Raw genomic sequence first — 26622 nt, 5'->3', positions numbered from 1 at the left:
AGGAGCATTGTATGTTGACGGCGCTTGCGATTAATAACTATCGTTCAATTTTGAATCTAGTGGTTCCATTAGGGCCTCTTAATGTGATCACGGGCCCAAACGGCACCGGCAAATCAAACCTTTATAAAGCGCTAAGGCTACTGGCTGAGACGGCTGGTGGTGGCGTAGTCAATGCGCTAGCAAAAGAGGGTGGATTGCATTCTACGTATTGGGCGGGCCCTGAAAAAGTATCCAAACGAATGCGTACGGGTGAAGTGCCTGTACAGGGTGGGCCCTTGCAGGAGGTGAAGCGGCTGCGCTTAGGTTTTGCAACGGATACCTACGGATATAGTATATCGTTAGGGCTGCCAACGCCTTCCCGCTCTCAGTTTAAGCTTGACCCTGAAGTGAAGCGTGAAGTGATCTGGGCGGGTGATTTTTTTCGACCGGCAGCGATGCTGGTGGATCGCAATGGCCCTATGGCAAGACTAAGACAGGGTCGGGAGTGGGAAGTGATTTCACAGCATCTTCCTAGTTTTGACAGTATGTTTGATCAGTTATCAGACCCTATTGCTGCCCCTGAGATCATGCATATGCGTGAGCTTATTCGAGGGTGGCGTTTTTACGATCACTTCCGTACTGATCCCGATGCACCGGCTCGCCTTCCTCAATTAGGAACGCGCACGCCGGTGTTGCATCATGATGGCCGCGATCTTGCTGCTGCACTACAAACGATCCGTGAGATCGGTGAAAGTGAAGCACTAGATAATGCCATCAGTGACGCATTTCCTGGCGCATCCATTAATGTGTGTGCTCAAGAGGATGGGCGCTTTTCAGTAGAGTTTTACCAACATGGGTTGTTACGTCCGCTCACGGGTGGAGAGTTGTCCGATGGTACCTTGCGCTACCTCTTGCTGGTTGCTGCGCTTTTGACGCCTCGTCCGCCATCCTTAATGGTATTGAATGAGCCTGAGACAAGTTTGCACCCTGATCTATTGCCTGCTTTGGCTCGGTTGATTATTCAGGTTTCTGAAAAAACGCAAGTTTGGGTGGTTTCTCATGCATCGCGCTTAATTGCTGCTTTGAGTGAGAGCCCCGACTGTCATCGTATTGAGCTTGATAAAGTATTAGGGCAAACCGAGGTGACAGGGCAAAGTATGTTTGATGAGCCCGCGTGGCATTGGCCCGATAAGGGCTAGCCAGTGCATCTTATGCTTGATAAGGGTAGGCACCTACACGCATTCGGCGGTATTGGCTGGGTGATATCCCCATGACCTTCTTAAAAATCCGTGAAAAGTAGTAGGCATCTTCATATCCTACCGCAAAGCTGATCTCATTCACCGACTTAGTCGTGACATCTAATAAATGGCAGGCGCGTTCAATTTTTAAGTGGATAAAATGATTGATGGGCGTCGTACCTGTTAGCTCCTTGTATTTTTTAACGAAGTGGAATTTTGAAAGGCTCGCAGCTTCCGCTAATGTATCCAAATCAAGCTGTTCATGTACACGGGCTTGCATGAGACTGTGGATGTGCTCAAGATTAAAATGGTGTGCTGCCCGTTGTTGTTTGGCTAACGGTTGTAGCAGTGCGACATGGGTCAGAATCTGGCGTAACAAGTTAGCAGCATGGATAAAAGCAGCAAGGTTATAGCTGGATTGCCGACTTTCCAGAAGGGATTCAAACTCTGTTACTAGGCGAGATTGAATGCCTACATTCACAATATAATTAGTTTGTTTAACAGCAAGATAGTCAATGAATGACTCACTCTGATTTCCTGAAAAGTGCACCCAGTAGATCGTCCAAGGGGTATTGTCGGAGGCTTTGTAAGCATGGGCAACTCCTCTAGGCAAAAGGATCATATCTCCCGCCTGCACGGTGAAATTGCTCCGATCGAGTGTTAATTCTCCGTAACCTTCAAGGCAATAGATTAATAAGTAGTCATCATGTGTGCGCCGCAGCATAGCGTGATTGCTTGCCTGTTGATAGTAACCAAAGCCCATGGGGTATAGGCCACAGCTTAATGGATGGGTGCTCAGCTCGGCAACAATTTTGCGGGGCAGCACAAAGCGTGAGCTTTCGGGTGGGAGTGGCCACTTGGATGGCTGGCTCATAACGTTAGACCTTTGGACTAGGGAAAACCACTATTAATTAACAATATAGTCCATTAATCTCACAAGATTATCAATCCCTGAGGCACATAGGCTGTGCTTAAATTAACCCTAACGTAAACGTAGAGCAGAGTTGGCCGATGGTCGCTGCCCCACACAACAATAAATAAATAAAGAGGCAAGGTGTTTATTATGACTCAGCAAGTCCCTCTCCTGATTAATGGTGAATTGGTTAAAAGTCAGTCTCAGAACTGGATTCCTGTAACGAACCCTGCAACGCAGGAAGTGATCGCTCAAGTACCTTGCGCTACGGCTGAAGAAGTCGATCAGGCAGTAGAAGCGGCAAAGGCTGCATTTGAAACTTGGAAAGAAACGCCTGTTGGTGATCGTGCCCGCCTAATGCTGCGCTACCAAGCACTGCTTAAAGAAAACCATGATGAAATTGCTACGCTTCTGGCGCAGGAAACGGGTAAAACGTTTGACGACGCAAAAGGTGACGTTTGGCGTGGTATAGAAGTCGTTGAGCATGCGTGTAACATTGCCTCTTTAAGCATGGGTGAAACGGTTGAAAACGTAGCACGTAAGATTGACTGCTATAGCATTACCCAGCCACTGGGTGTTTGTGTAGGTATTACGCCTTTTAACTTCCCAGCTATGATTCCATTGTGGATGTTCCCAATGGCGATCGCTTGCGGTAACACATTTGTACTAAAGCCATCTGAGCAGGATCCACTTACACCGATGCTACTGGCTAAGTTGTTCCAGGACGCCGGTGCTCCTGCTGGACTGTTGCAGGTTGTTCATGGCACAAAAGATGCGGTTAATCAGCTGTTGACTCATAAAGATACTCCAGCTATCTCTTTTGTCGGTTCTGTGGCTGTAGGTGAACATATCTACCGTACAGGTACGGACAAAATGAAGCGTGTGCAAGCATTTGCTGGCGCTAAGAACCATATGGTCATTATGCCAGATGCGGCTAAAAATCAGGTGGTTAACAGCATCGCTGGTGCATCAGTGGGTGCTGCGGGTCAGCGTTGCATGGCTATCTCTGTTGCGGTTTTTGTAGGTGAAGCGCGTAAGTGGATTCCTGAGGTGCGTGACGCACTCGCAAAAGTACGCCCAGGTGTATGGAATGACCCTGAAGCTGGCTATGGCCCTCTGATTAACCCTCAAGCTAAAGCACGCGTATTGGATTTCATCCAGCAAGGTAAAGATGCCGGCGCTAACTGTATTCTTGATGGTTCGGACTGTGTCGTTGAAGGTTATCCTGATGGTAACTGGGTTGGCCCGACTATGTTCAGTGGTGTGACTACGGATATGTCGATTTACCAAGAAGAGATCTTTGGTCCTGTACTGATTGCTCTGGAAGTTGATACGTTAGATGAAGCTATCGAACTGATTAACAACAACCCATACGGTAATGGTACGTCGATGTTTACATCATCTGGTGCTGCTGCTCGTAAGTACCAGCATGAAATCAAAGTAGGTCAGGTTGGTATCAACGTACCTGTACCTGTGCCACTACCGATGTTCTCATTCACGGGTTGGAGAAAGTCATTCTACGGTGATCAGCACGCCTACGGTAAACAGGCTGTTCGCTTCTATACAGAAACGAAAACAGTTACTGCTCGCTGGTTTGAAGATGATATCGACACGGGTGTTAACACCACGATTCAGTTGAAGTAAGCGAGTCGTAATCGGTAAAAAGTCTTGAGGGTTATTGTTATAAAAAACTCTCAAGGCTTTGTTTTATATAAAAATAATAATCTATTAAGTGAGAGTGCTTAATAAAGATAACAAGAAGGGAGAAACTGATGGATTTCGAACTGAACGAAGATCAGATCGCGTTTTCCGATATGGCTCGGGCATTCGCTCAGAACGAGATGGAACCCCACGCCGCTGAATGGGATCAGGAACAGATCTTCCCCGTAGACGTATTACAAAAAGCCGGAGAACTCGGCTTTTGTGGTTTATATTCTCCCGATGATGTGGGAGGGCTTGGCCTCAGCCGTTTGGACTCCAGCATTATTTTTGAACAGTTGGCGATGGGGTGCACCTCTACGACAGCATTCATCACCATCCATAATATGGCCACTTGGATGATCGCGGATTTTGGTAATGAAGAGACGCGTAACTTCTGGTGCCCTGACTTAACTGCTGGTCAGAAATTGGCATCCTACTGCCTTACTGAACCTAACGCTGGTTCAGATGCGGCCTCATTAAAAACGACCGCTCGCAAAGAAGGCGATCACTATATTCTCAACGGCAGCAAAATATTTATATCAGGCGCAGGCTCGACCGATGTTTTAGTTGTGATGGCGCGCACCGGCGAGGATGGCCCAAAAGGTATTTCGGCCTTTGCTGTTGATGCAAAAGCGGCAGGTATCACTTATGGTCGCAAAGAAGAAAAAATGGGCTGGAACAGCCAGCCAACCCGCCTTATTACATTTGAAGATGTGAAGATTCCAGCCTCCTGTCTGATGGGTAATGAAGGCGATGGATTTAAAATCGCTATGATGGGCTTGGATGGTGGACGCATTAACATTGCAACGTGCTCTATTGGTACCGCTCAGGCTGCGTTGAATAAAGCCATTCAGTACATGGGTGAGCGTAAGCAATTTGGCCGTACGTTGGAGAATTTCCAAGCATTGCAGTTCAAAATTGCCAATATGACCACTGAGTTGGTCGCTGCTCGTCAGATGGTTAGGTTAGCGGCTAGTAAGTTAGATGCAAAACATCCTGATCGTACAACCTACTGTGCAATGGCTAAACGTTTTGCAACAGATGTAGGCTTTAATGTGTGTGATGAGGCGCTACAGATCTTTGGTGGATACGGTTATATCAAAGAGTATCCGATGGAGCGTTACCTGCGAGATAATCGTGTTCACCGGATTCTTGAAGGTACAAACGAAATTATGAATGTCATTATTGCCCGTCGTATGTTGCTAAAAGACGCGGCTGAAATTCTGTAACAGGTTGGAGAGAGCGATGACTGATAAATTGATCGTAGAGAAGCAGGGCAATATTGCGGTTATTACCATGAATAACCCGCCAGCAAACACTTGGACAGAAGAAAGCTTAAAAGGTCTGGCACAGGTTGTAAAAGAGCTGAATGAAGATCGTAGTATTTTTAGTTTGGTATTGAAGAGCGATAGCGAAAAGTTCTTCTCTGCAGGCGCTGACCTGAATCTGTTTGCTGATGGCGACCGCAGTGTTGCTCGGGATATTTCTCGCTACTTTGGCGAAGCTTTCGAAACTTTATCTCAATTCCGTGGTGTCTCTATTGCAGCTATTAATGGTTGGGCAATGGGCGGTGGTCTTGAAGTGGCTCTGGCGTGTGATATTCGTATTGCAGAAGAGCAGGTACAGATGGCGCTACCAGAAGCCGCAGTGGGTTTGCTGCCTTGTGCTGGTGGTACACAGAACCTCACGATGCTTGTTGGTGAAGGTTGGGCTAAAAAGATGATTCTGTGTGGTGAGCGTGTTAAAGCACCCAAAGCACTGGAAATTGGTTTGGTTGAGGAAGTGGTTGAAAAAGGCGAGTCGGCAAATCGTGCTATAGAACTTGCCACTCAGGTAGCCAACCAAAGCCCTGTGGCTGTTGCCGCATGTAAGCAGTTGATCCAGTCGAATCGAACGCGCGCTTGGGATCAAGGCTATATCTTAGAGCGCGAGCTCTTTGTGGATCTGTTCCATACGGAAGACCAAAAAGAGGGCGTGAATGCGTTCTTGGAAAAGCGTAAGCCCGAGTGGAAAAACCGTTAAGCAAAGGAGAGACAGAATGAGTGCTGTGTTATTTACAGATCATCCAACGCGAGACGGAAAACGCATTGTTGAGATTTGCTTAAACGCTGAAAAATCGCTAAATGCCTTGACGTTGGAGATGATTGACCTTATTCAGCCAAAATTGGATGCCTGTAAAGAGGATGACTCTGTTGTAGCTATTCTGATCGATGGCGCTGGCGAGAAAGCGTTATGTGCAGGTGGAGATGTTGTCAGTCTTTACAAGTCTATGGCTGGCGGCGGTGACCCTGATTTCCCTGAGCAGTTCTTTACCCGTGAGTATCAGCTGGACTACACATTACATACTTACCCCAAACCCATTATTTGCTGGGGTAGCGGTATTGTCATGGGTGGTGGTATGGGCTTGATGAGTGGTTGTAGCCATCGTGTGGTTACAGAAACCACGATGATGGCGATGCCTGAAGTGACAATTGGCTTATATCCTGATGTCGGTGGTACTTGGTTCTTGAACCGTACGCCGGGTCGAACTGGATTGTTCTTAGGGCTAACAGGCGCACGTATGAATGCGGCTGATGCGCTTTTCTTAGGTATGGCTGATCGCTTCCTTAAAGCGGAACAGCGGGGTGCTTTGCTTGAACGCTTGAGCCATGAGACTTGGGAAGGTGATCTTAATGCGGTCGTTAGTCGCGTGATGCGTGATCTGGAAGACGATGTATGGGACGAGCGTCAGCAGATGGAGTCGCCTGTACGTACACACTTCGATCTGATTCAAGATATTACGGATCAGGATACCGTTGAAGAGATTATTGAAACGCTATTAGCCGTAGAAACGGATGATAAATGGGTCATTAAAGCACAAAAAGCTATTAGTCACGGTAGCCCACTTGCCGTGCAGATGATCTATCGCCAGTTACAGAACACGAAGCATATGTCCCTCAAAGAGGTATTTGAATCAGAGCTGGTGTTATCTGTGCAGTGTTGCCGTCACCGTGAATTCCCTGAAGGGGTTCGTGCTTTATTAGTTGATAAGGATGGCAAGCCTGATTGGACATTTAAAACCATTCATGACGTTGAAGCCGCATTTTTAGATGAGTTGTTTGTCTCTCCTTGGGAAACAAACCCGCTGGCTTCGATGTAAACAATAACGATAAGAATAGGGTAGAGAAAATGGCAACTATAGGATTTATCGGACTGGGTAATATGGGCGGTCCAATGGCGATTAACCTTGTCAAAGCAGGCCACTCGGTTCAGGCATTTGATCTGTCAGCTGAAGCTGTATCACGTGTTGTTTCAGAAGGTGGTGTTGCTGCTGCGTCTGCAAAAGCTGCAGTAACGGGTGCAGACTTTGTAGTATCTATGTTACCAGCGGGTAAGCATGTACAGGGCCTGTTTGTGACAGGTGATGATCCTTTGTTTGATCATGTAAAAGATGATGTGCTGATCATTGATTCGTCTACGATCGATGCAGCAACCGCTCAGCAAGTCGCATCAGCGGCGCAAGCACGTGGCATTGGTTTTATCGATGCCCCTGTCTCTGGTGGTGTAGGCGGTGCTAAAGCAGGTACATTGGCATTTATGGTCGGTGCAACGGATGAGCAGTTTGCCAAAGCAAAGCCCATTTTGGATAGCATGGGAAAAAATATCTTCCATGCTGGCGCACATGGCGCAGGCCAAGTCGCGAAAGCTTGTAATAACATGTTGTTAGCGATTTTAATGACAGGCACGGCAGAGGCGCTCAATATGGGCGTTAAAAATGGCCTGGATCCAGCAGTATTGTCAGAAATCATGAAGCAGAGTTCAGGTAATAACTGGGCGCTTCAGGTGTACAACCCATTCCCAGGTGTTATGGAAGGAGTCCCATCGTCTAACGACTATCAGGGCGGTTTCCAGGTGGATTTGATGTTTAAAGATTTGGGCCTTGCGATGGAGATGAGCCAGCAGAGCGCATCACCAATTCCAATGGGCTCGCAGGCACGTGCACTGTTTAATCTGCATAAGGTTAATGGCAATGGTGGTTTGGATTTCTCCAGCGTGCTGAAACTATATCAGGATCAATAAGATCTGATATATACAGTGCCTTGCCGGATACAAGGCACTGACTTCATCGCCTTTTATAAAAACAAAAAATGCATGAGGTTCCCCCCATGGGTTACAACGAAGAATACCGTACGGCTTTAGAAGATCCCGCTGGATATTGGGCTGAGCAAGCTAAAGCGATCACTTGGTTCAAGCAACCAGACACTATCCTACAAAAAACAGAGCACGATACTTATTGCTGGTATCCTGATGGCGAATTGAATAGCTGTTATTTAGCGGTTGATCGTCAGATAGAAGAGGGGCGTGGTGATCAGGTTGCGCTTTATTACGATTCCCCATCAAGCGGCGTTAAAGAAGCGATTACCTACTCTGACCTGTTACAGCGTGTTAGTACCTTTGCAGGTGCGCTAAAGGGCTTGGGTATTGAGAAAGGTGATCGTGTTGTTATATACATGCCGATGATTCCTGAAGCGGCTGTTGCGATGTTAGCTTGTGCCCGTTTAGGTGCAGTGCACTCAGTGGTATTCGGTGGATTTGCTGCTAATGAGTTGGCTATCCGTATTGATGATGCGACGCCTAAGCTGATTTTGACGGCATCCTGTGGTATCGAGTTTGATAAGAAAATTGCCTATAAGCCGCTGGTGGATAAAGCGGTAGAGTTGGCAACGCATAAACCTAGCCATACCGTAGTGTGCCAGCGTCCCATGTTGACCGCAGAGATGAATCCAGAGCGTGATCTGGACTGGTATGAGTTCCAAAAAGGAGCCGAGCCTGCGCCTTGTACACCGGTTAAAGGTTCAGATCCTTTGTATGTGTTATACACGTCGGGCACGACAGGTCAGCCAAAAGGTATTGTTCGTGATAACGGCGGCCATGCTGTTGCACTGCGCTATGCTTTTAATAACGTCTACGGTATGAAAGCTGGCGATGTTTGGTGGGGAGCGTCTGATATAGGCTGGGTAGTGGGCCACTCCTTTATTGTGTATGGACCTTTGATGGGTGGCGGTAGTGCCATCTTCTACGAAGGAAAACCGATCCGTTCACCTGATGCGGGTGCTTTCTGGCGGGTGATTGACGAATACAAAGTTAATTCTATGTTCTGTGCGCCGACGGCGTATCGTGCTATTCGTAAAGAAGACCCAACGGGTGAGCTGTCTAAGAAGTATGATCTTAGTAGCTTGCGTTGGGTATTTGTCGCAGGTGAGAAATTGGACTCCTCAACGTATCAATGGTTGAGTGATCTGTTAGACGTACCTGTACTGGACCATTGGTGGCAGACTGAAACCGGTTGGCCAATGACCTCTCCAATGATGGGGTGGGATAACCCATCTGAAGCACGCTTAGGGTCAACGAATAAACCCATTCCGGGTTATGATATTCGTGTGCTGGATGGAGATGGTACCGAAGTCGAAGCTAACGAAACGGGCAATATTTGCGTTAAATTGCCTTTGCCTCCAGGTGTTGCTTGGAGTATTTGGAACCAGCCGCAACGTTACATTGATTCCTACTTAACGGCTTTCCCTGGTTATTATCATACCGGTGATGGTGGTTTTAAGGATGATGATGGCTATATCTACATTACAGGTCGCACCGATGATGTGATCAACGTGTCGGGCCACCGTTTATCAACAGGTGAAATGGAAGAAGTTGTCTCTGCTCATCCCGCCGTAGCGGAGTGTGCGGTGATTGGTGTAGCGGACTCCCTTAAAGGGCAAGTTCCGGTAGGGCTGATTGTATTGAAAGCAGGCGAAGAGATTGAAGAATCGCAGCTTGAAAGTGAGTTGGTTCAGCGTGTGAGGAATGAAGTCGGTGCTTTGGCATGTTTTCGCAAGGCTGTTGTCGTTGAGCGTTTGCCGAAAACGCGCTCTGGCAAAATACTGCGTGCAATTTTAAGAAAAATTGCGGCCAATGAGGCCTATAAAATGCCCTCAACGATTGATGATGAAACCATTCTGCCAGAGATTGAAGAGATTCTTCAACAACGAGGTTTGGTTTAAGAAATCTGCTCTAAAAACGTTCTCGCAAAACGTCCAATGGCACCCTCGGGTGCCATTTTTTGTGCAACGTTTTCAAAAAGACTGCTGGGTAAGCTAAGCTTTTTTAAGGAACTTACTGACCAAAACAATCTGGGTGCCATTAACACGGCCTTCAATATGCTCTGGGTTATTCGTCAAAGAGATATTTTTGACGGTTGTGCCGCGCTTGGCAGTAAAGTTTGCACCTTTAACATCTAAGTCTTTGATTAACGTTACGGTGTCGCCGGCCTGTAAAACAGTACCGTTGCTATCCAGAGTCGGTGTTGTATCGTCACCCTCATCAGCGAGGCCAGCTTCTGCCCATTTTTGGGTGTCATCATCCAGATATAACATGTCTAACAGGTCTTGAGCCCAGATTTCACCAAGACCTGAAAGGTGTTTAAGTTGGCGCCATGCGACGATCTGTACCGCAGGTATTTGGCTCCACATACTGTCATTTAAGCACCGCCAGTGATTAATGTTCAACGTATCAGGCTGAGCCAGTTGACCTAGACAGTTGGCGCAGACAAGGATGCACTGGTCGGTTGTACCGTCTGAGGGAGAAACCTCATAAGAAGATAGATTATCAGCAGATGTGCAGAGTTCGCATTGTGACGCTGCTCGTTCCAGTAAAGTGTTGTCGATTGTCATACGTATATCTCTCATATTTTGTGTGGGGATTATGCCACAAAAGAGTGCGTTTCCGTTGCCTAATTGGGGAGAGGGTCTACACTCTATAGAGAAGTTATTTTTTCAGAATATGAATCTTGCAGAAGCGAGTAAGGTGCGCAAAAGTATGATGCCTCAGACTTTTGACCCTGCTGCAGTGGGGAGTAGCCACGAGCAGGTCAATATAACGGTCGATGAATTGGATCAGATCTTACGATTGCAGCTTACGCTAATGGAGGCATTAGCGGCTGAACGTGTCGATAGCTGCGTGCTGGATCAACTATGTTCCATGGCAGAAAGGCTATTAGCAAACTCTGTAGCGTCGGTTATGTTATTAGACCAACATACTGGGAGTATGAACGTAGTTGCGGGGCCAAATATACCGCAAGAGGCAAAAAAACAGCTAGATGGCTTGGTACCAGGAGCAACGTCTGGATCATGCGGCACTGCAGTGTTTAATAATGTTCCCACATTTGTCAGAGATACCTTTACGGATGAGCGCTGGTATTCGCTTCGTAGTGTTGTTGAGAATTTTAATATTTGCTCCTGTTGGTCTATGCCCATAAGAGACCAAGCAGGTCGAGCGATTGGTTCGTTTGCTTTATCCTCTTTTGAACATCGCATGCCATCTTCATTTCATAAAAGATTATTAGAAGTAGGGGCGGTCATCATCAGCATTTATTTAGGCAAGGAACAGCAGCGCCTAGCGGTAGAGAAAAGCCATTATCAGCTTATAGAAGCCTTGGAACGTGATAGTGTGACAGGGTTGCCCAATGCCGCGAAACTTGCCCATTGTTTGAGTACGTTACCTCCACCCAATAGCCTGCTTATTCTTAACATTAATAACTTTAGTTATATCAACTCAGCTTATGGTTGGGAATTTGGTAATGTGCTTTTGCAAAAAGTGGCTGAAGCTCTGGGTCATATTGCTCAAGCAGAAACATACCGTCTACAGGGGGATGAATTTGCATTGCTGTATTCCGGTGATGGGATTGATTTTACCCAAGAGATTAAAACGCTTCGGAATTATTTTTTTGAACATAGTCTTTCGGTTAATGGCATAAGCTTTCATATCACATGCAACTACGGTGCAGCCTCCGGCACCGGGGTCTTCGATAAGTCTCGCATTGCGCTCATCAAAGCAAAGCGGGCTGGCAAAAATCATCACTATATATATTCTGAGCAGGCTGATGAGCCGGAAAGAGAAGAGCGCATGGCTTATATGCATTGGAGCCTTGTACTGCATGAAGCACTAGGAAAAGATGCAATAACCCCCGTTTTTCAAGGAATAAGAAATAATCGGACAGGCGAAATTGATCGTTACGAAGCGCTTGCTCGAATCCGTTTCAAGGGAGAGCTGTTAGCACCAAAGCTCTTTTTGGATGTAGCACGTTTGTCAGGGTTGTTACCCTCTATTACGCGACGAATGATTGATAAGAGTTGCCAAATCATGGCGAATTACTCGGAGCCATTTTCTATTAATATTACAGAGGATGATCTCTCTCAGGGGTATCTTTTGCGGTATCTTGAGAGAAAGACCTCTGAATACGGAATAGACCCTGAGCGCTTGATGTTAGAAATATTGGAAGGGGTTAGCTCTACAGGTAAAAAAGATCACATTGAGCAGTTAGCCGAACTCAAACAATCGGGCTACAAATTAGCGATAGATGACTTTGGAACCGAATATTCCAACTTTGAGCGGATTATTGCACTTAAGGTGGACTGCGTAAAAATAGACGCGAAATATATACGTGATATTGCGACCAACCCCACAAGCTATGAAGTAGCCAGGGCTATTGCTTATTTTGCAAGTAATGTTGGTATTGAAACCGTAGCAGAATATGTACACGATGATGAGGTACAAAGCATCGTTGAGCAGCTAGGGATAGACTACTCTCAGGGGTATTTTTACAGTGAGCCTGAAGAAAAATGAACTACGATAAGTTGGTGAGCTATTTAAACGAGTTGCCCGAGTCTGAGTTGGATTATCCATTTGGGCCTGAGGTAGCCGTATTTAAAGTTAAACATAAAATGTTTGCGCTGGTTTCCAACTATCAAAATCGGTTGAGTGTTAATTTGAAATGCGATCCGCAAGAGGCGTTAGAGTTACGGGATATATTTGATGATGTGATTGCTGGTTACCATATGAACAAACGCCATTGGAATACCGTTTTTGTCGATGGTGATCTACCGGAAGGCGAAGTTTTCCGCCAGATTGATGCATCTTTTGCTCTTGTTGTTAAAAAACTTCCCTCCGTGCAGCGCAAAGCAATGGAGTTAGCGTACAGCCCCCAGCTTTTGTACAAAGGTCTGCGATACCCTTAAGTGTCGCTTACTGGTATCGTTAAAAGGAATATGACATTTTTATAAGATATGCTTAAATCAGTCTAAGAGTAATGAAGCGTCACATCGTGACTAAGCGTGGAGTGTGGAGTGAAAGGATTAAAACGTAAAATCGCAATATTTACGCTGGTGGCGTTCCCTGCTTTAGCACCGGCTGAAATATATAAATGGGTAGATGAGAACGGAAAAACTCACTATAGCGATAAAGCTCCCCACGGCGTTAAAGCTGAAAAAAAAGAGTATAAGAGCGTAGCGACACCTTGGCGAGCTGTGCCAAAGGAGACCTACGCTAGGCCCTCTGCTGATTCAGAGGAGACTGCAGCCCAAGACGGTGATCCTGATAATGTGTCTGAGCAGTCACCTAACGAAAGCGAAAAAAGCGATCAACAGGAACCTTCTGATACGAAAAGCACTCGAAAGGAAGACAGGAACAAGAGCATAAAAGCTAAGAAAAAAGCAGGTGACACTGAAAATACAGCGTCAAAGAAGCCCGCTAAGTTGAAGGATCAAGACAAAGCATCTGAGAATTCACCCAATAAACGGATTAGTAATATAAAAGAAAAAAACAAACAGGCAAAAGAAGACTATCGTAAAAGTAAAGGGAGCACAGCGAATAGCAATAACTAGCTTGTGTTGTCATCGGATTGCCATATAGCGGTTAGATGATATCAAGGTTGCCTTAGGCAAACATTACTCTTTTATGGCACAATGCGCGGTTTATAGACCGTTTAATCGGAGGGCGTTGGTATGTTGAATCAAGAGTCTTTACATCCAAAATTTGTTGAAGCAATGCGCAAGTTAACCGCTATGTCTGAGGAAGACCGTCTATCTGATGAAAACAAGGAGTTGTTCGAACAAGCGATGAATTATGCTCCTTTAGATATCCAGCCTCAGTTGATTGCAATTCGAAAGAAGTATGACGATTTGCATTGATCATGTTGTCTCAGCGCTCATCTAAGCCAGCTCTATGCTGGCTTTTTACATTTTAAGCACTCAAACTATTGGAGAGTAATATAGGGGTGGTTGTGCGAGTGAGATCCCGCCATCTTGCAGGCAGTGATTGAGTAGCTTGCTGAATCGGGAGTAGCACAGTGTAAGCTCCACTGTTCATTTCGCGTATCACCAGTAAGCGGTATTGATTGCGGTTTAGGTGACTAGCGTTCATTACCATTGTGGACTCATCGAGCAGCGCTGATAATATCTTACCGGTGCGGCAGTGCTCTCCTGTTAATTCCGGACTAATTATGATGAGTTCAGGTTCTTCTTGTGCAATAACCCGTTGAAGTTGCTCCGCAACAGAGTAAGCATTAATGCTATCGTGGGTAATAACATGAATACCTTTATGGGCGCCAAGATCCATAGCGTCTTTTAACTGAGAGGTATCTGTTGAAGCGCCAATCGAAACAACGACCAACGTATTTAACGTATCATTATCCTGCTTTAGAAAAGCTTCAGCCATGGCTTGTTGTAATGCAAAGTACGTTTGCTGATCGTTGGCGTCTCGTTTAACGGCTATCACAATTTTCATTGTTCATCTCTCCCTACTCATCGATACCAGAGGCGCGAAGGGCAGAAGGCTGATTCAGTTTAGATAGGTTGCAGTTAAACAGAAGAAGTTATCGAGATGTTGTCTGGAATCCTACAAATTGTAACAAGTGGGTGACGGCCAAGCGTTTTGCGCTAAACTCCACTGTAATCATAAAAAGACGATCTTGACATGCTTTTACCTTCTCGCCTTGTACAGCGTTTCTTCCCCATTGTATTAATTTTGATGCTGGCTATTTTCTCGGCAGTGTATTTTTACTCAGTGCCCTTCATTAAAGAGAAAGTCTATGAAATAGAACGTAATTCCAGTCGAATTGCTCTTGATAATATTTTTACCCTTGCTGATCGTATGTATGCGGATACGGAAAGTTTCAGACAGCAGGCCATGGAGTCACATAAACAACGACTAAAAGTGGTTGTGTCTATGGCTGAGTCATATCTTGATCAAGTATCGCGACAGGTCAGAGATGGAGAGCTGACCAATCAACAAGCACGCCGTGTGGTTTTTGAAATGATCAGGCGCTTTAAAAGCCAAGACGGTGATTATATTTGGGTTGCCAGTTACGACTCGCGCTTTTTGGCTCACCCGGATGAACGTTTTGACGGTATGGATGCTTCTGATCTGGAAAACATTGAAGGGGTTGTTGTGCTGCCTCAAATTGTTCAACTTGCCGTAAGTAAAGGCGAAGGCTTCTACCAATATAAATGGAATCGACTTGAGGGCGATCAGCAGCTGGACAAGCTCTCCTATGTGAAAAATTACCCTCAGTGGGGGTTTGTATTAGGCTCAGGTATCTATTTGGATGATGTTGATCAAGAGCTTGAAGATAAGCGTAACCGCGCTGTAGAAGAACTGCGAGAGAGCTTTAAAGCGTTGCGGGTTGCCAAAACGGGTTATCTTTTTATTTTTGATGCAAAAACCAATATGTTGATCCATCCCAACCCCAACATAGATGGCACTAATATTGAAGATCTATTGAACCCTGTAACGGGTAAGTCAATTGCCGATGATCTCATCGCCGTTGCCGATACAGGGAAAGAACTCTACTACAAATGGGACAAGCCGGATGATCAAGGTAACTATATTCATGAAAAGCTCTCGTTGGTGCGATATTTAAAGGGATTTGATTGGTATATCTGCTCATCCGTTTATGTAGATGAGCTCAAAGCAAGTTCAGAGTTGTTAAGTGAACGTATATTAACCATCGCTTTGATTTCGATGTTAGTTGCTATTGCTATGGCTTTCTTCTTTATTTATTGGGTCACTAATCCCATCAAGCAGATGGCTGATACTGCCTTGCGGGTTTCTAGGGGGGAGTTAACCGCATCGGTTGGTTTTCGTCGTGACGATGAACTTGGGATTCTCGCGCAAACCTTTGATGATATGGTTGATCGACTGAGAGACAATATTCAAAACCTCGATGAAAAGGTCAACAATCGAACTGTTGAGTTGGAGCTTACCAATCAAAAGCTGATTGAGACCATCAAGTCCAGAATTGAAGCGCAAGATGCATTAGCGTTAATAGAGGAGAGACAGCGTATTATCCTTGATCTCCTTCCTGCCCAAGTGGCTTATGTCGATCATGAGCTGATTTTTCGCTTTGTAAACAGTCATTATGCAAGCTACGTAGGCCGGGATAAGCAAGAGATTATCGGTCATGCTTTAGAACAGGTAAGCCGCCACCATTACCAAACGATGCTAGAACAGATTACCCAAGCGCTTTCTGGTCAAGAATCGACGGGAGAGTACAGCCAATGGAGTGATGGGCAAGAACTTATCACCAAACGTTTCTTGACGCCTTGCCGAGATAATGCAGGCAGAGTGGTGGGGGTATTGCTGGTAGCTTTAGATGTTACAACAGAAAAACACGCAGAGAAGAAGCTACTTGAAGCACAAAGAATGAGCGCGGTAGGGCATTTGGCGGGCGGATTAGCACATGACTTTAATAACCTGTTGTCGATCATTATCGGGAATCTCATGGCGGCCGCTGATAAGTATCAAGGAGATCAACTACTCCAAGGGTATTTGAACCCTTCCGTCAGAGCCGCCCGACGCAGTGCTGATATTACCAGTCGATTATTAGCGTTCTCCCGAAGACAACCTTTAGCTCCGCTACGTTGTGATATTCAAACGTTGATCCAAGAAACCATAGAGTTGCTACGTAGTTCTTTGCCAAGCCATCTTGAGCTGATTTATGAGCCCATAGAAATCAATCACCTACCTTTTGTTGACCCGGGTCGATTGGAGGATGCATTAGTCAATTTGGTGCTAAATGCAAAAGAAGCTATGCCCAAAGGCGGAAAGATCCGTTTCTATGTCGAAGAGCTGAGTGTAACAGATGAGTTGATCCTGATGGATGAAACTGTCGTGCCGGGTAATTACATTCGTATCTCGGTCGCTGATGAAGGAACCGGTTTTACTGCAGAAGCCAAACGTTTGGCGTTTGAGCCTTTCTTTACCACTCGTCCAGGTGGTGCAGGAACCGGTTTAGGTTTGAGTATGGTATATGGCTTTGTAAAACAGTCAGATGGTTATATCCATGTAGCGAGTGAACCCGGAGCTGGAGCAACGGTGTCATTATTACTGCCTTCTGTTTATGTCGCCTCTCTCTCTGATGAACGTGGGGTTTCAAGTGAAATCTCAACTGATTTGAAGGGGAAGCTAGCGCTTCTCGTAGAAGATGATGACGATGTACGCCAAGTTGTCAGGGAGATGTTGATCTCGACAGGCTTTAATGTCATTGAGGCGTCAGAAGCTAAAGAGGCTATAGAGCTGATTGAGTTATTAGAAGATATCTATTGCCTAGTTTCGGATGTCCGTTTGCGCGGAGCCTTAAATGGTTTTGATATAGCCGATTGCTTTCGCTCGTATCATCAGGAGTTGCCAGTAGTACTAATGACAGGGTATGCGTTTGATGAAACCCTGCAAAGGCGAGCAGGAAATGAATATTACGTTCTAAGAAAACCATTTGATATTAATGAGTTAAAAGAAGTATTTTCAGTAAAGTATAACAATAATTCAGGAGCATCTACTGATGAGCCAACGTAAACTTATTTATATCACGGATGATGAAAAAGATATTTGTGACATCGTAGGGCGTGAGTTAAACGCGTATGGCTTTGCTGTAAAAACGTTTACAACTGCAGAGCAGCTACAAAAGGCGCTATCAAATCAGATTCCTGATTTATGTATCGTTGATCTGGGGTTGCCCGATATGGATGGTATAGAGCTGGTCAAATCTATCAGTGACCAGCCCAATATGGGCATCATGATCTTGTCAGGAAGAGATGGTGTGACAGATAAAGTACTGGGGTTGGAACTGGGTGCTGATGATTACATCGTTAAACCGTTTATACCGCGGGAATTGGTTGCACGGGTTAATAGCTTACTGCGACGTTTCAAAAAATGTGAAGGACAAGAGCGCAGTATGGATAATCGACAATTTACCGCGCACTTTGCGGGGTGGTGCTATGATCCTGCGACATTAACCTTGTCCAGTGACTTAACCGAAAGTGTGGAGTTAAGTTCTGCGGAGCATGAGTTGTTAATGCTGTTATTGCGCTCCCCTCGGCAAATTCTATCCAGAGATCAGCTGTTAGGGGAGCGAGTCTCTCCTTTTGACCGAAGCATTGATGTAAGAATGTCGAGGGTACGTAAGAAGGTTGAGAACAACCCAAAGCAGCCTGCATTAATTAAAACCGTTTATGGAGTAGGATATATTCTTACAGTTGATGTTGAATGGCGTTAAACTCATTGGGTCATGTTCCGACATCTGGTATGGTTGCTTCCTATTTTTTAACCTGACACAGGACTTAGCATTGTGGTTCAAATTGGCCGAATGAATACTTTAACCGTCATGCGAGAAGCGGATTTTGGCCTTTATCTGGAAGGCGGTGAACTGGGTGGTATTCTGCTACCTAAAAAAGAGGTTCCTGAGGGAGTATCGGTCGGTGACAATCTCGATGTTTTTATCTATTTAGACACCGATGATTTTGTAGTGGCCACCACGCGTAAACCGGTTGTTCAGGTAGGAGAGGTTGCGTATCTAAAGGTCTCTGAAGTGAATAGAATTGGCGCTTTTCTCGATTGGGGAATGCCAAAGGAACTATTGCTTCCTTTCGCAGAGCAACGTGGCCCGCTAGAAGTAGGCCAAAAAGTGGTTGTCCGTGTTTATTTAGATAACAGTGATCGTTTGGCGGCATCTACTAAATTAGATAAGTTTTTAGACAAAGAGCCGCAAGGTTTACGCGTTGGTCAGGCTGTAAACCTGTTTGTTTGCCGTCGCAATGATTTGGGTTACAGCGTAGTTGTTGATAATGCGTTTTGGGCATTACTGCATGAGCAGGATCTCTTTCGTACGGTTAGAGTCGGCCAAACTTTACCCGGCTACATTAAACGTATCTTGCCTGAAGGTAAGGTCGACGTCATGTTAGATAAGCCAGGTTACGGTAAAGTCGATGAGCTGTCACAACGCATTCTGGACGACCTTGAAGAGCGCGGAGGCGTCAGCCCGCTTGGGGATAAAAGCCAGCCTGAAGATATTTATCAAGCGTTTGGAATCAGCAAAAAAGCCTACAAAATGGCGATTGGTACACTCAAAAAACAAGGGCATATTGAGATCTTACCAGAGGGTATTCGTAAGAAAACGTTATCAAACTAACCGCTACTTTTTGAGTGTGCTTACATAAGTCGGCAGATTAATATGCTCGAAAAAAGGCCTTGCTCGGCTGAGTAGTTCTTTACTAGCTGGGCTAAGGCTGCGTCCTCGCTTAGATACAATACACAACTCCCTATACATATCTGGCTCGCTGAGCGGTTTGAAAATCAATCCATGAAAAGGAAGGGTAGAAACGGCCAACGCAGGAAGGATAGCTATGCCCAGTTTTTGATGAATTAAGGGTGCTAGCGTTGCCGGTTTTGAGGCCTCAATTTGACCCTCATGGTTTTGAATTGAGATTTCACCTTGTTTGATAAGGCGATCTATCTCCAATCTTATACCGTTATCTTTTGAGAGGGATAGGATATTTTCTGCGCTGATAGCCTGCCAGATCAATTCATCTGTTGAACAGGAAAGAGGGTGATCTGGGCGCATAACAACACCATAACGGTCTTGTAGCAGCGGTTCATAGTGTAGTTCAGGGTTTGAGGAGTGATTCCCCCCAACCCCGAAATCCGCAACGTTATTAAGGACAGATTCTTCTATGGTACTAGCCCCTTCCTCATTGAGCTGAATGCTAACTTTGGGGTAATCCCTTCGGTAGTTCTCAATCAATGGCGGGAGTAGAGTAGAGAGTACAGAAGGAGAAGCAGAGATACTGATATGCCCCTGCTTTTGGTGAGCGCTGGCTTTTAAGTCATCAATAGCCGTATCAAAGTCTGATATGAGTCGTTCCGCAATAGGGAAGAAGCGCTCTCCTGCGCGTGTCAGGTTGACGCGGCGTGTAGTGCGATCCAGTAGCTGCAGTTCTGTGTGTGCCTCAAGCTGCTTAATGGTTGCGGTCAGTGTGGATTGTGTAAGGTGTAAGTACTCGGCTGCCTGAGTGAAGCTACCGTGGCGAGCTACTTCTAAGAAAGCCTTCAAATGCCGGTAGGAAAGATTATTCATATATATCAATTAATCTATTAAATTTTATTGTTTGAATGATTAATAGGGATTCTGCATCATAGCGCAATCAAAAACAAACCTGATGGCTATATCATGATCCCACGTATATCTACTATTGATACCACGAAAGCTCACTACCTTTCCTTTATCGAGACGCTAAAAGCAAGAGGGTTTGCAGGTGAGCTTAATCCGGATTATGCCAACCGTGTAGCTCTTTCGACGGATAACAGTATTTACCAAGTTCTCCCTCAGGGCGTGCTATATCCCAAGCATTTAGACGACTTGGTTCTGATAGCTTCTTTATCTAGTGAGTCTGCCTTTAGTCAGGTTGTGCTCACGCCTCGTGGGGGTGGTACCGGAACGAATGGACAATCGCTTACGGATGGTTTAGTAGTTGATGTTTCAAAACATATGAACCATGTATTGGAGATCAATGCAGAGGAGCGCTGGGTACGGGTTCAAGGTGGTGTTGTTAAAGATCAATTGAATGCCGCCCTTAAGCCATATGGTTTGTTTTTTGCGCCTGAACTATCTACCAGTAACCGCGCCACCGTCGGCGGCATGATTAATACGGATGCCAGTGGTCAGGGCAGTTGTCTTTATGGAAAAACCCGTGATCATGTGTTGGAGCTAAAAAGTGTCTTGTTGGATGGGACTGTCTGGGAGTCCAAACCCATCAGTGATGACGAACTTGAAAGTTTAAAACAGCGCACCGATCGTGTTGGTGAGATCCATCGGGTTGTCGATGAAATTTTCACCGAAAAGCAATCACTGATTGAAGATAAATTCCCAAAACTGAATCGCTGTCTAACCGGTTACGACTTGGCACATATTCGTGATGAACAGGGACGTTTTAATCTGAACTCGGTTTTGTGCGGTGGTGAAGGCTCGTTGGCGCTTATCGCAGAGGCGAAACTTAACGTTTTACCCATTCCTAAGTTTGCGGCACTGGTTAATGTTAAATACGCAAGTTTTGAAGCATCACTCAGAGATGCAAAAGCACTCATGGATTGGGGCCCAACCTCTATTGAAACGATAGACTCAAAAGTCTTGAATTTAGCGATGGGGGATATCGTTTGGGATACCGTTCGCGAATATTTCCCAGTGAAGGACACAGACCCTGATATCAAAGGGATCAATCTTGTTGAATACACCGCTGATGATGAAGCGGAGTTACAAGCCAAAGTTGATAAACTGATCCAGCATCTTGAGCAGGTATGCGGGCAGGACAATAAAAGCTTTGGTTATTCTGTTGTATATGGCGCAGCTGAGATCAATAAAGTCTGGGCTATGCGCAAAAAGGCAGTAGGGCTACTGGGTAATGCTAAGGGTGAGGAGCGCCCGATTCCCTTTGTTGAAGATACCGCAGTACCGCCAGAAAACTTAGCCGACTTTATTATGGAGTTTAGAGCGGTATTGGATGCAAAGGGGCTGGCTTACGGTATGTTCGGTCACGTAGATGCAGGCGTGCTACATGTACGTCCTGCTATTGATATGAAGGATGAACATCAAGAGAAGATGATCCGTGAGGTGACTGACCAAGTGGTTGCTTTGACCCAGAAGTATCACGGTTTGCTCTGGGGAGAGCATGGTAAGGGGGTCCGTTCTGAATATGCGCCTGCTTTTTTTGGTGAGCTTTATCCTGAGCTGCAACGTATTAAAGGCATTTTCGACCCGAATAACCAACTAAACCCTGGGAAAATAGCGACCCCTCTGATCGACGAGGCTGAACTGCTTAAAATAGATGAAGTGCCTACCCGTGGGCAGCAGGATCGTCAGATCCCTGCCAATACTCGTGCTCAGTATGATTCAGCTATGTTCTGTAATGGTAATGGTGCTTGTTATAACTATGATCCCAACGATGCGATGTGCCCATCCTGGAAGGGTACGCGAGAGCGTATACATTCCCCTAAAGGACGTGCCTCTCTGATTCGTGAATGGCTGCGTTTAATGTCGGTACAGGGAGTTAATCTTGAAGAGGTGAGTCGTTCGGTAAAACAGCAGGGGTTCCTAACCTCGCTACCGGCTCGTATTCGTAATACATTCAGTAAAAAGAAGGGTGAGTACGACTACTCTCATGAAGTGCATGAGGCGATGATGGGTTGTCTGGCGTGTAAATCCTGTGTGGGGCAGTGCCCTATCAAAGTCAATGTGCCTGACTTTAGATCGCGGTTCTTGGAAGTTTACTACAGTCGCTATCTGCGCCCTGCAAAAGATTATATGGTGGGTGGTTTGGAGTATATGATCCCCTATCTGGCCCGCTTTCCGGCCCCTTATAACTGGATGATGCAAAATCGGTTGCTCAAACGCATGTTTCGCCAATATGCCGGTATGGTGGATAGTCCATCCATATGTAAACATACCCTAGTTCAAGGGATGAAAGAGCGCAATATACCCTTTGCGTCAGTTGATGTGATACACCAGTTATCCCCGGAGCAAAAAGAGCGAAGTGTCGTCATCGTTCAGGATGCGTTTACCTCTTTCTTTGAAACGCAACTGGTACTCGATTTAGCTGAGCTGCTGCAAGCATTGGGTTTTCATGTGCTTGTTGCGCCGTACCTGCCCAATGGTAAGCCGCTACATGTTCATGGCTTCATGAAGGCATTTGAGAAAGCCGCCACCAAGAATGCCGCTATGCTCAAAGCATTGAGTACATCGGGTGTTGCGTTGGTCGGTGTGGATCCTTCCATGACACTGACCTACCGTCAGGAGTATGAAAAAGTGGGGGTGCCTGTCAATGAAGTACTATTGGTGCAGGAGTGGTTAGCTAAAAATCTGGACCTAATCAATCTTAACCCTGAAGCACTGCCGGCACACACGTATAAATTAATGGCGCACTGTACGGAGAAAACATCAGCAGCACCATCACTTAAACAGTGGCAGGAGATTTTTAAAGCATTAGGACAACGGCTAGAGATAATAGCAACAGGGTGTTGTGGCATGTCCGGGACTTATGGTCATGAATCAGAGAATCTAGCTACCTCTAAAAAGATCTATGAACTCAGTTGGAGGCCTGTTGTAAACAATCCTGAAAACAAAGGTCAATTAGTGGCAACGGGCTACTCCTGCCGTAGCCAGGTAAAGCGTTTGGATGAAAAACAGCTACCACACCCAGCTCAGGCGCTGCTTGATTTAATTCGAGCAAACCGCTAATTAACATCCATAAAAAAGGGCTCCTTAAGGAGCCCAACGAAAGGGAGGACTGTGAGATGAATTACAAGTCCTCTTGTACAAACGCAGTTGCTTGGCTAGATAGCAAATTATTCATGCTATCCAAGTTGGCATTTAGCTTCTCTTTTTCAGGCTCATCGCTATTACGATAACGTATGTCCTGAGTCACTAATGTTGCAAGTAGCTCGCGGCTGAAACTGGCAGCATCTTTCATAAAGCCAAGCTTCGGGTTACCAGCGGCTTCTTGCATATTATGCATCATATGGCCCAAACGCTTACCCGGTGCAATAGCAGGGGAGTCCATCTCTTCTACACCTCGGTATTTCGCTACGGATGTGTACTGCTCTGATTGCGTCAACTGCAAATTCATAGAGGATAATTCGGTCTTATCCATACGGTATTCGCTGGCAAGATCAAACGCTTTTTGCACGTCGCCATCAAAAAACTCGTTAGCGATTTCGTTCACATCTTTGATCAGATTTTGTAAGGCATCGATCTCATCGTTATCTAAATTGCCCTCTACGCTGAAACGATAACTACTGCTTTCGCTACGGCTGATATTGAACTCGGCAGCATTTATGCCATTACTGTCCTTTTCGATGCCAAATGAGCCTTCATATTGGCTACTGCGAGCAAAATTGATGGTAACCTCATCGCCATCCTGCGTTTTTACTTTTAACGACAGCGTTTCGGCTTCCTGGTAGCGTTCGGCGGCCATAAGTCTCGATACACGAGCGTTAGTGGATTCTGCCACTTGAGATGGATTGATAGCATTAAGGGCATCCATCGTTTTCTCTTCGGTTAAATCGACATTCTTAGCGATACTGCCAGAGAGTGCGCCTAAGCCATCCAAAATCTCGCGGGCTTCTTCAAACCCTTTTTGTACACCGGCCACCGCAGCGTTATACATCTTTTGAATATCTTCTTCAGAGCGGCCGTTACGCCGTGCTGCTTCTAAACCCTGAGCAACAAAGTCGCCAATACGGTTTGCAACTTTTTCAGGTGTAAAATCATCTTCTTTCAGTGACTTAAGGTCATCCGTGCTCATGCCTGGGATATTGCTTGCCAGCCGATTTAAAACGGTATCATTGCTGGCAGCTTCTGGGCTTTTTCCTTTAGCCGTTGCATCCTGAAAGCTAGATTGTAAGGTTTGGGTGTAACTGGTATTGGAATACAGAGTGCCAATCATGTTGGGCCTCCGGTTATTAACGTCAGTCGTAGTACTTTTATCGACTAAGCCTAGTCCAACTTGAGGAGGAATTTCGCTACGTGAAAAAGTTTCACGTTAAAAGAAAAGCTGAGTCGAGGTGACTCAGCTTTAGATCAGTATTAGAACTTCCAAATAGCCTGCGCCGTAACAGAACGGGGAACTTCACTTGAGGAGACTCCACCGGCATAGTTAGTAGGCGAAGGCACGTATTCTGCGTGTTGGGTATCAAATAGGTTTTTACCCATCAAGCTTAGCTCCAGATTGGGGTAAGGCATCCAACCTAGGCGCAGATCGAATCGCGTGTAAGCATCGACACTAGATTCTTTGAGTTCGTCTACGTAGTAAAGCGTTGCATCTAACTCTAGATTGTCTCTCAAGTCCCAAGCTGAATTTAAGTACAACTGTTGTTTTGGCAGGTTGTTAAACGCGATAGCCGACTCTTGAGTTGACGTAATATCATCAGATTGAACTTTCATCCAGCTGTAAGACAGCTTTAAGCGCCAGTCATCAGAGACATTCCATCTTGCATCTATTTCGGTACCATAGCTTTGCGCTTCTATGCTGTTTCCTAACGTGTAGGCTATGTATTTGCTGGGTATAAACCCACCCATGCCATCAGGAAGGAATATTGGCTCCACACGACCCACTTCATTTAGGCTGGCAAGGTCTTTATAGCGGTTGTAGAAGAGTGTTCCGTTAAAGGAGAAGTCACTTCTTGGGCGTAGTCTGATACCTAGCTCTGTGCTGGTAAGGCTTTCAGCAAGTAGCTGTTGGTTAGACACTAAACTTACAACCGGCGTACTTACCTGAAGATGGCTTTCGTAACGTGACGGTGTACGAACGGCACGGGAAACGGCAGCCCAAAGCTCAGCTTCAGGTGATACTTTCCAAAGCGCTCTTAATGTCGGCTGCGCTTCCCAGCCGATAAAATCATGATTGTCGAAACGAACACCAGCAAGCAGCTTGAATTGATCGTTAACCCAATACTCTTCCTGGAAAGAGATGCCGGTAGATTTATAACTAGCAGATTGTGGGTTAAACCCAAATGATGCTGGTACTGGAATAGGGACTGGGGGAGTAGATGTTGCATCACTTACATAACGATGGTTTAGGCCCCAAGTGAAGCTGCCTTGCTCACTGTGCTGAATGGTATGCTGCACGCTCGCATCTAATGTATTAACGCGCTGGTTTATACGTAGATCATTTCTGATCATATGATCAACATAAAATTGTGCGCTAAAAGACTGGTTATCTAACTGTCTCTGCCAACGTGTATTAAGGTGCGCACCTGATAATTCTTGCGTGTCATCATTCTCCACAAGATTTGAAATCAAGACTAAGTTGTGATCGGATTGTCCTTGATAGGCACCACCATCAACCGATAACGTATCAGTGTCATTTAGGTAGCTGTCTGTTTTAAAACCGATGCGAGCTTGGTGCCACTCATCATGGGCATCTTCACCATTAGACTTCTTCTGGGCTTCATGATCCCTGAACTTACCCCAAAGGCGCAAAGAGGTATCGTCGGATAAAATAGACGTTTTACTAAAACTGGCAATGCTTTCAGTATTACCCGCAGTAACAGAAAGACGATTTCCGTCCGTATCAAATGAGGAACGTGTGATTATATTGATAACGCCGTTCATTGCGTTTGCGCCCCATACCGCAGCGCTTGGGCCGCGAATGATCTCAATGCGCTCAATATCTCTTAAATCTATATCATGGGCGTCCCAGTACATACCAGAAAATAGCGGTGTGTAGAGTGAGCGGCCATCCATCATGACCAAAAACTTATTAGAAAAGATATCATGAAAGCCTCGGGCACTGACTGCCGTGGTGCTCCCCGTTATGCTGGCTACATTCATGCCAGGTACTGAGCGGAGTAGCTCTGGTATCGTTGTGGCACCGCTGCGACGAATATCTTCTTGAGTTACCAGATAAACAGCGGCAGGGCTTTCAGAGACTTTTTGAGGTGTTTTGGATGCGATAGAAACTTTAACACTGGCTAGCTCATCCAGGCTCATCACTTTGAGCTCATCAAGCGTCAACCCAAAAGCACTCGTGGGGGTTAACGGGAGAGAGAGCGCCATTAGAGACAGAATACTACGAACTCGAAATGTCACGTTTTGAATTTCCTTTATTTTGAGAGGGTAACGTCGTACTAGGAGAAGTTAACGAACAACGTTTATATATC

Annotated in this window: 21 protein-coding genes; 15 read left to right on the top strand and 6 right to left on the bottom strand. The window is 45.7% G+C overall.

Features of this window, described 5'->3' with window-relative positions; all coding sequences use genetic code 11:
- Positions 1-11 precede the first annotated feature (11 nt).
- A complete protein-coding gene (locus tag F0U83_RS08970) occupies positions 12-1178 on the top strand; it encodes an AAA family ATPase (protein ID WP_138987451.1) in 1167 nt (388 codons plus the stop codon).
- Between the two features lie 10 nt (positions 1179-1188).
- Here F0U83_RS08970 and F0U83_RS08965 read toward each other — a convergent pair whose 3' ends face one another.
- Positions 1189-2091: an AraC family transcriptional regulator gene (locus tag F0U83_RS08965; protein WP_138987450.1), complete on the bottom strand. Its 903-nt coding sequence runs from the start codon at positions 2089-2091 to the stop codon at positions 1189-1191.
- 189 nt (positions 2092-2280) lie between these two features.
- On the opposite strand from F0U83_RS08965, the gene F0U83_RS08960 reads away from it, so the two are divergent.
- The 6 genes from F0U83_RS08960 (at position 2281) to F0U83_RS08935 (ending at position 9866) form a co-directional block, all read left to right on the top strand.
- The gene (locus tag F0U83_RS08960; RefSeq protein WP_138987449.1) at positions 2281-3774 is read left to right on the top strand and encodes a CoA-acylating methylmalonate-semialdehyde dehydrogenase; all 1494 of its coding nucleotides are present in this window, start codon (positions 2281-2283) and stop codon (positions 3772-3774) included.
- Positions 3775-3902: 128 nt separating this feature from the next.
- A complete protein-coding gene (locus F0U83_RS08955) occupies positions 3903-5060 on the top strand; it encodes an acyl-CoA dehydrogenase family protein (protein ID WP_138987448.1) in 1158 nt (385 codons plus the stop codon).
- Between the two features lie 16 nt (positions 5061-5076).
- The gene (locus tag F0U83_RS08950; RefSeq protein ID WP_138987447.1) at positions 5077-5853 is read left to right on the top strand and encodes an enoyl-CoA hydratase; all 777 of its coding nucleotides are present in this window, start codon (positions 5077-5079) and stop codon (positions 5851-5853) included.
- A gap of 16 nt (positions 5854-5869) precedes the next feature.
- Positions 5870-6970, top strand: coding sequence for an enoyl-CoA hydratase/isomerase family protein (locus F0U83_RS08945; RefSeq protein WP_138987446.1), 1101 nt, complete (start codon positions 5870-5872; stop codon positions 6968-6970).
- A gap of 29 nt (positions 6971-6999) precedes the next feature.
- Positions 7000-7890, top strand: a complete 891-nt coding sequence (mmsB, locus tag F0U83_RS08940; RefSeq protein ID WP_138987445.1) for a 3-hydroxyisobutyrate dehydrogenase — start codon at positions 7000-7002, stop codon at positions 7888-7890.
- An 86-nt stretch (positions 7891-7976) separates the two neighbouring features.
- Positions 7977-9866, top strand: a complete 1890-nt coding sequence (locus F0U83_RS08935) for an AMP-binding protein (protein ID WP_138987444.1) — start codon at positions 7977-7979, stop codon at positions 9864-9866.
- 93 nt (positions 9867-9959) lie between these two features.
- Here the strand turns inward: F0U83_RS08935 and F0U83_RS08930 are convergent, their stop codons facing one another.
- The gene (locus F0U83_RS08930) at positions 9960-10535 is read right to left on the bottom strand and encodes a PhnA domain-containing protein (RefSeq protein WP_138987443.1); all 576 of its coding nucleotides are present in this window, start codon (positions 10533-10535) and stop codon (positions 9960-9962) included.
- Between the two features lie 145 nt (positions 10536-10680).
- Here F0U83_RS08930 and F0U83_RS08925 point away from each other — a divergent pair, with 145 nt between their 5' ends.
- The 4 genes from F0U83_RS08925 (at position 10681) to F0U83_RS08910 (ending at position 13829) form a co-directional block, all read left to right on the top strand.
- A complete protein-coding gene (locus tag F0U83_RS08925; protein WP_138987442.1) occupies positions 10681-12486 on the top strand; it encodes a sensor domain-containing diguanylate cyclase in 1806 nt (601 codons plus the stop codon).
- Positions 12483-12878 (top strand): MmcQ/YjbR family DNA-binding protein, encoded by a 396-nt coding sequence (locus tag F0U83_RS08920; RefSeq protein ID WP_138987441.1) that lies wholly within the window; start codon positions 12483-12485, stop codon positions 12876-12878. The genes F0U83_RS08925 and F0U83_RS08920 overlap by 4 nt, the downstream gene beginning before the upstream one ends.
- Positions 12879-12986: 108 nt before the next feature.
- On the top strand, positions 12987-13523 hold the full coding sequence (locus F0U83_RS08915; protein WP_170221794.1) for a DUF4124 domain-containing protein: 537 nt from the start codon (positions 12987-12989) through the stop codon (positions 13521-13523).
- A gap of 120 nt (positions 13524-13643) precedes the next feature.
- Positions 13644-13829: a hypothetical protein gene (locus F0U83_RS08910; protein WP_420813326.1), complete on the top strand. Its 186-nt coding sequence runs from the start codon at positions 13644-13646 to the stop codon at positions 13827-13829.
- A 52-nt stretch (positions 13830-13881) separates the two neighbouring features.
- Here F0U83_RS08910 and F0U83_RS08905 read toward each other — a convergent pair whose 3' ends face one another.
- Complete coding sequence (locus F0U83_RS08905) at positions 13882-14424, bottom strand: adenine nucleotide alpha hydrolase family protein (RefSeq protein ID WP_138987439.1); 543 nt, start codon at positions 14422-14424, stop codon at positions 13882-13884.
- A gap of 189 nt (positions 14425-14613) precedes the next feature.
- On the opposite strand from F0U83_RS08905, the gene F0U83_RS08900 reads away from it, so the two are divergent.
- The 3 genes from F0U83_RS08900 (at position 14614) to F0U83_RS08890 (ending at position 19102) form a co-directional block, all read left to right on the top strand.
- Complete coding sequence (locus F0U83_RS08900; RefSeq protein WP_138987438.1) at positions 14614-17490, top strand: cache domain-containing protein; 2877 nt, start codon at positions 14614-14616, stop codon at positions 17488-17490.
- A complete protein-coding gene (locus F0U83_RS08895; RefSeq protein WP_138987437.1) occupies positions 17477-18190 on the top strand; it encodes a response regulator transcription factor in 714 nt (237 codons plus the stop codon). Before F0U83_RS08900 ends, F0U83_RS08895 begins: the two co-directional genes overlap by 14 nt.
- Positions 18191-18262: 72 nt before the next feature.
- The gene (locus F0U83_RS08890) at positions 18263-19102 is read left to right on the top strand and encodes a CvfB family protein (RefSeq protein WP_138987436.1); all 840 of its coding nucleotides are present in this window, start codon (positions 18263-18265) and stop codon (positions 19100-19102) included.
- Positions 19103-19105: 3 nt separating this feature from the next.
- Here F0U83_RS08890 and F0U83_RS08885 read toward each other — a convergent pair whose 3' ends face one another.
- Positions 19106-20047, bottom strand: coding sequence for a LysR family transcriptional regulator (locus F0U83_RS08885; protein ID WP_138987435.1), 942 nt, complete (start codon positions 20045-20047; stop codon positions 19106-19108).
- 93 nt (positions 20048-20140) lie between these two features.
- On the opposite strand from F0U83_RS08885, the gene ydiJ reads away from it, so the two are divergent.
- Entirely contained in the window at positions 20141-23200 is a 3060-nt protein-coding gene (gene ydiJ, locus F0U83_RS08880) for a D-2-hydroxyglutarate dehydrogenase YdiJ (RefSeq protein ID WP_138987434.1), read from the top strand.
- A 61-nt stretch (positions 23201-23261) separates the two neighbouring features.
- On the opposite strand, the gene F0U83_RS08875 is transcribed toward ydiJ, so the two are convergent.
- Positions 23262-24407 carry a DUF5610 domain-containing protein gene (locus F0U83_RS08875; protein ID WP_138987433.1) on the bottom strand — a complete coding sequence of 382 codons (1146 nt, stop codon included), beginning with the start codon at positions 24405-24407 and terminating at the stop codon, positions 23262-23264.
- 140 nt (positions 24408-24547) lie between these two features.
- Positions 24548-26551 carry a TonB-dependent receptor plug domain-containing protein gene (locus F0U83_RS08870; RefSeq protein ID WP_138987432.1) on the bottom strand — a complete coding sequence of 668 codons (2004 nt, stop codon included), beginning with the start codon at positions 26549-26551 and terminating at the stop codon, positions 24548-24550.
- Between the last annotated feature and the right edge of the window lie 71 nt (positions 26552-26622).

Source organism: Neptunomonas concharum (assembly GCF_008630635.1).
Taxonomy (GTDB): Bacteria; Pseudomonadota; Gammaproteobacteria; order Pseudomonadales; family Balneatricaceae; genus Neptunomonas; species Neptunomonas concharum.
Note: the sequence above shows the minus strand (reverse complement) of the source record. Positions and strands in the feature narration are given on the sequence as shown.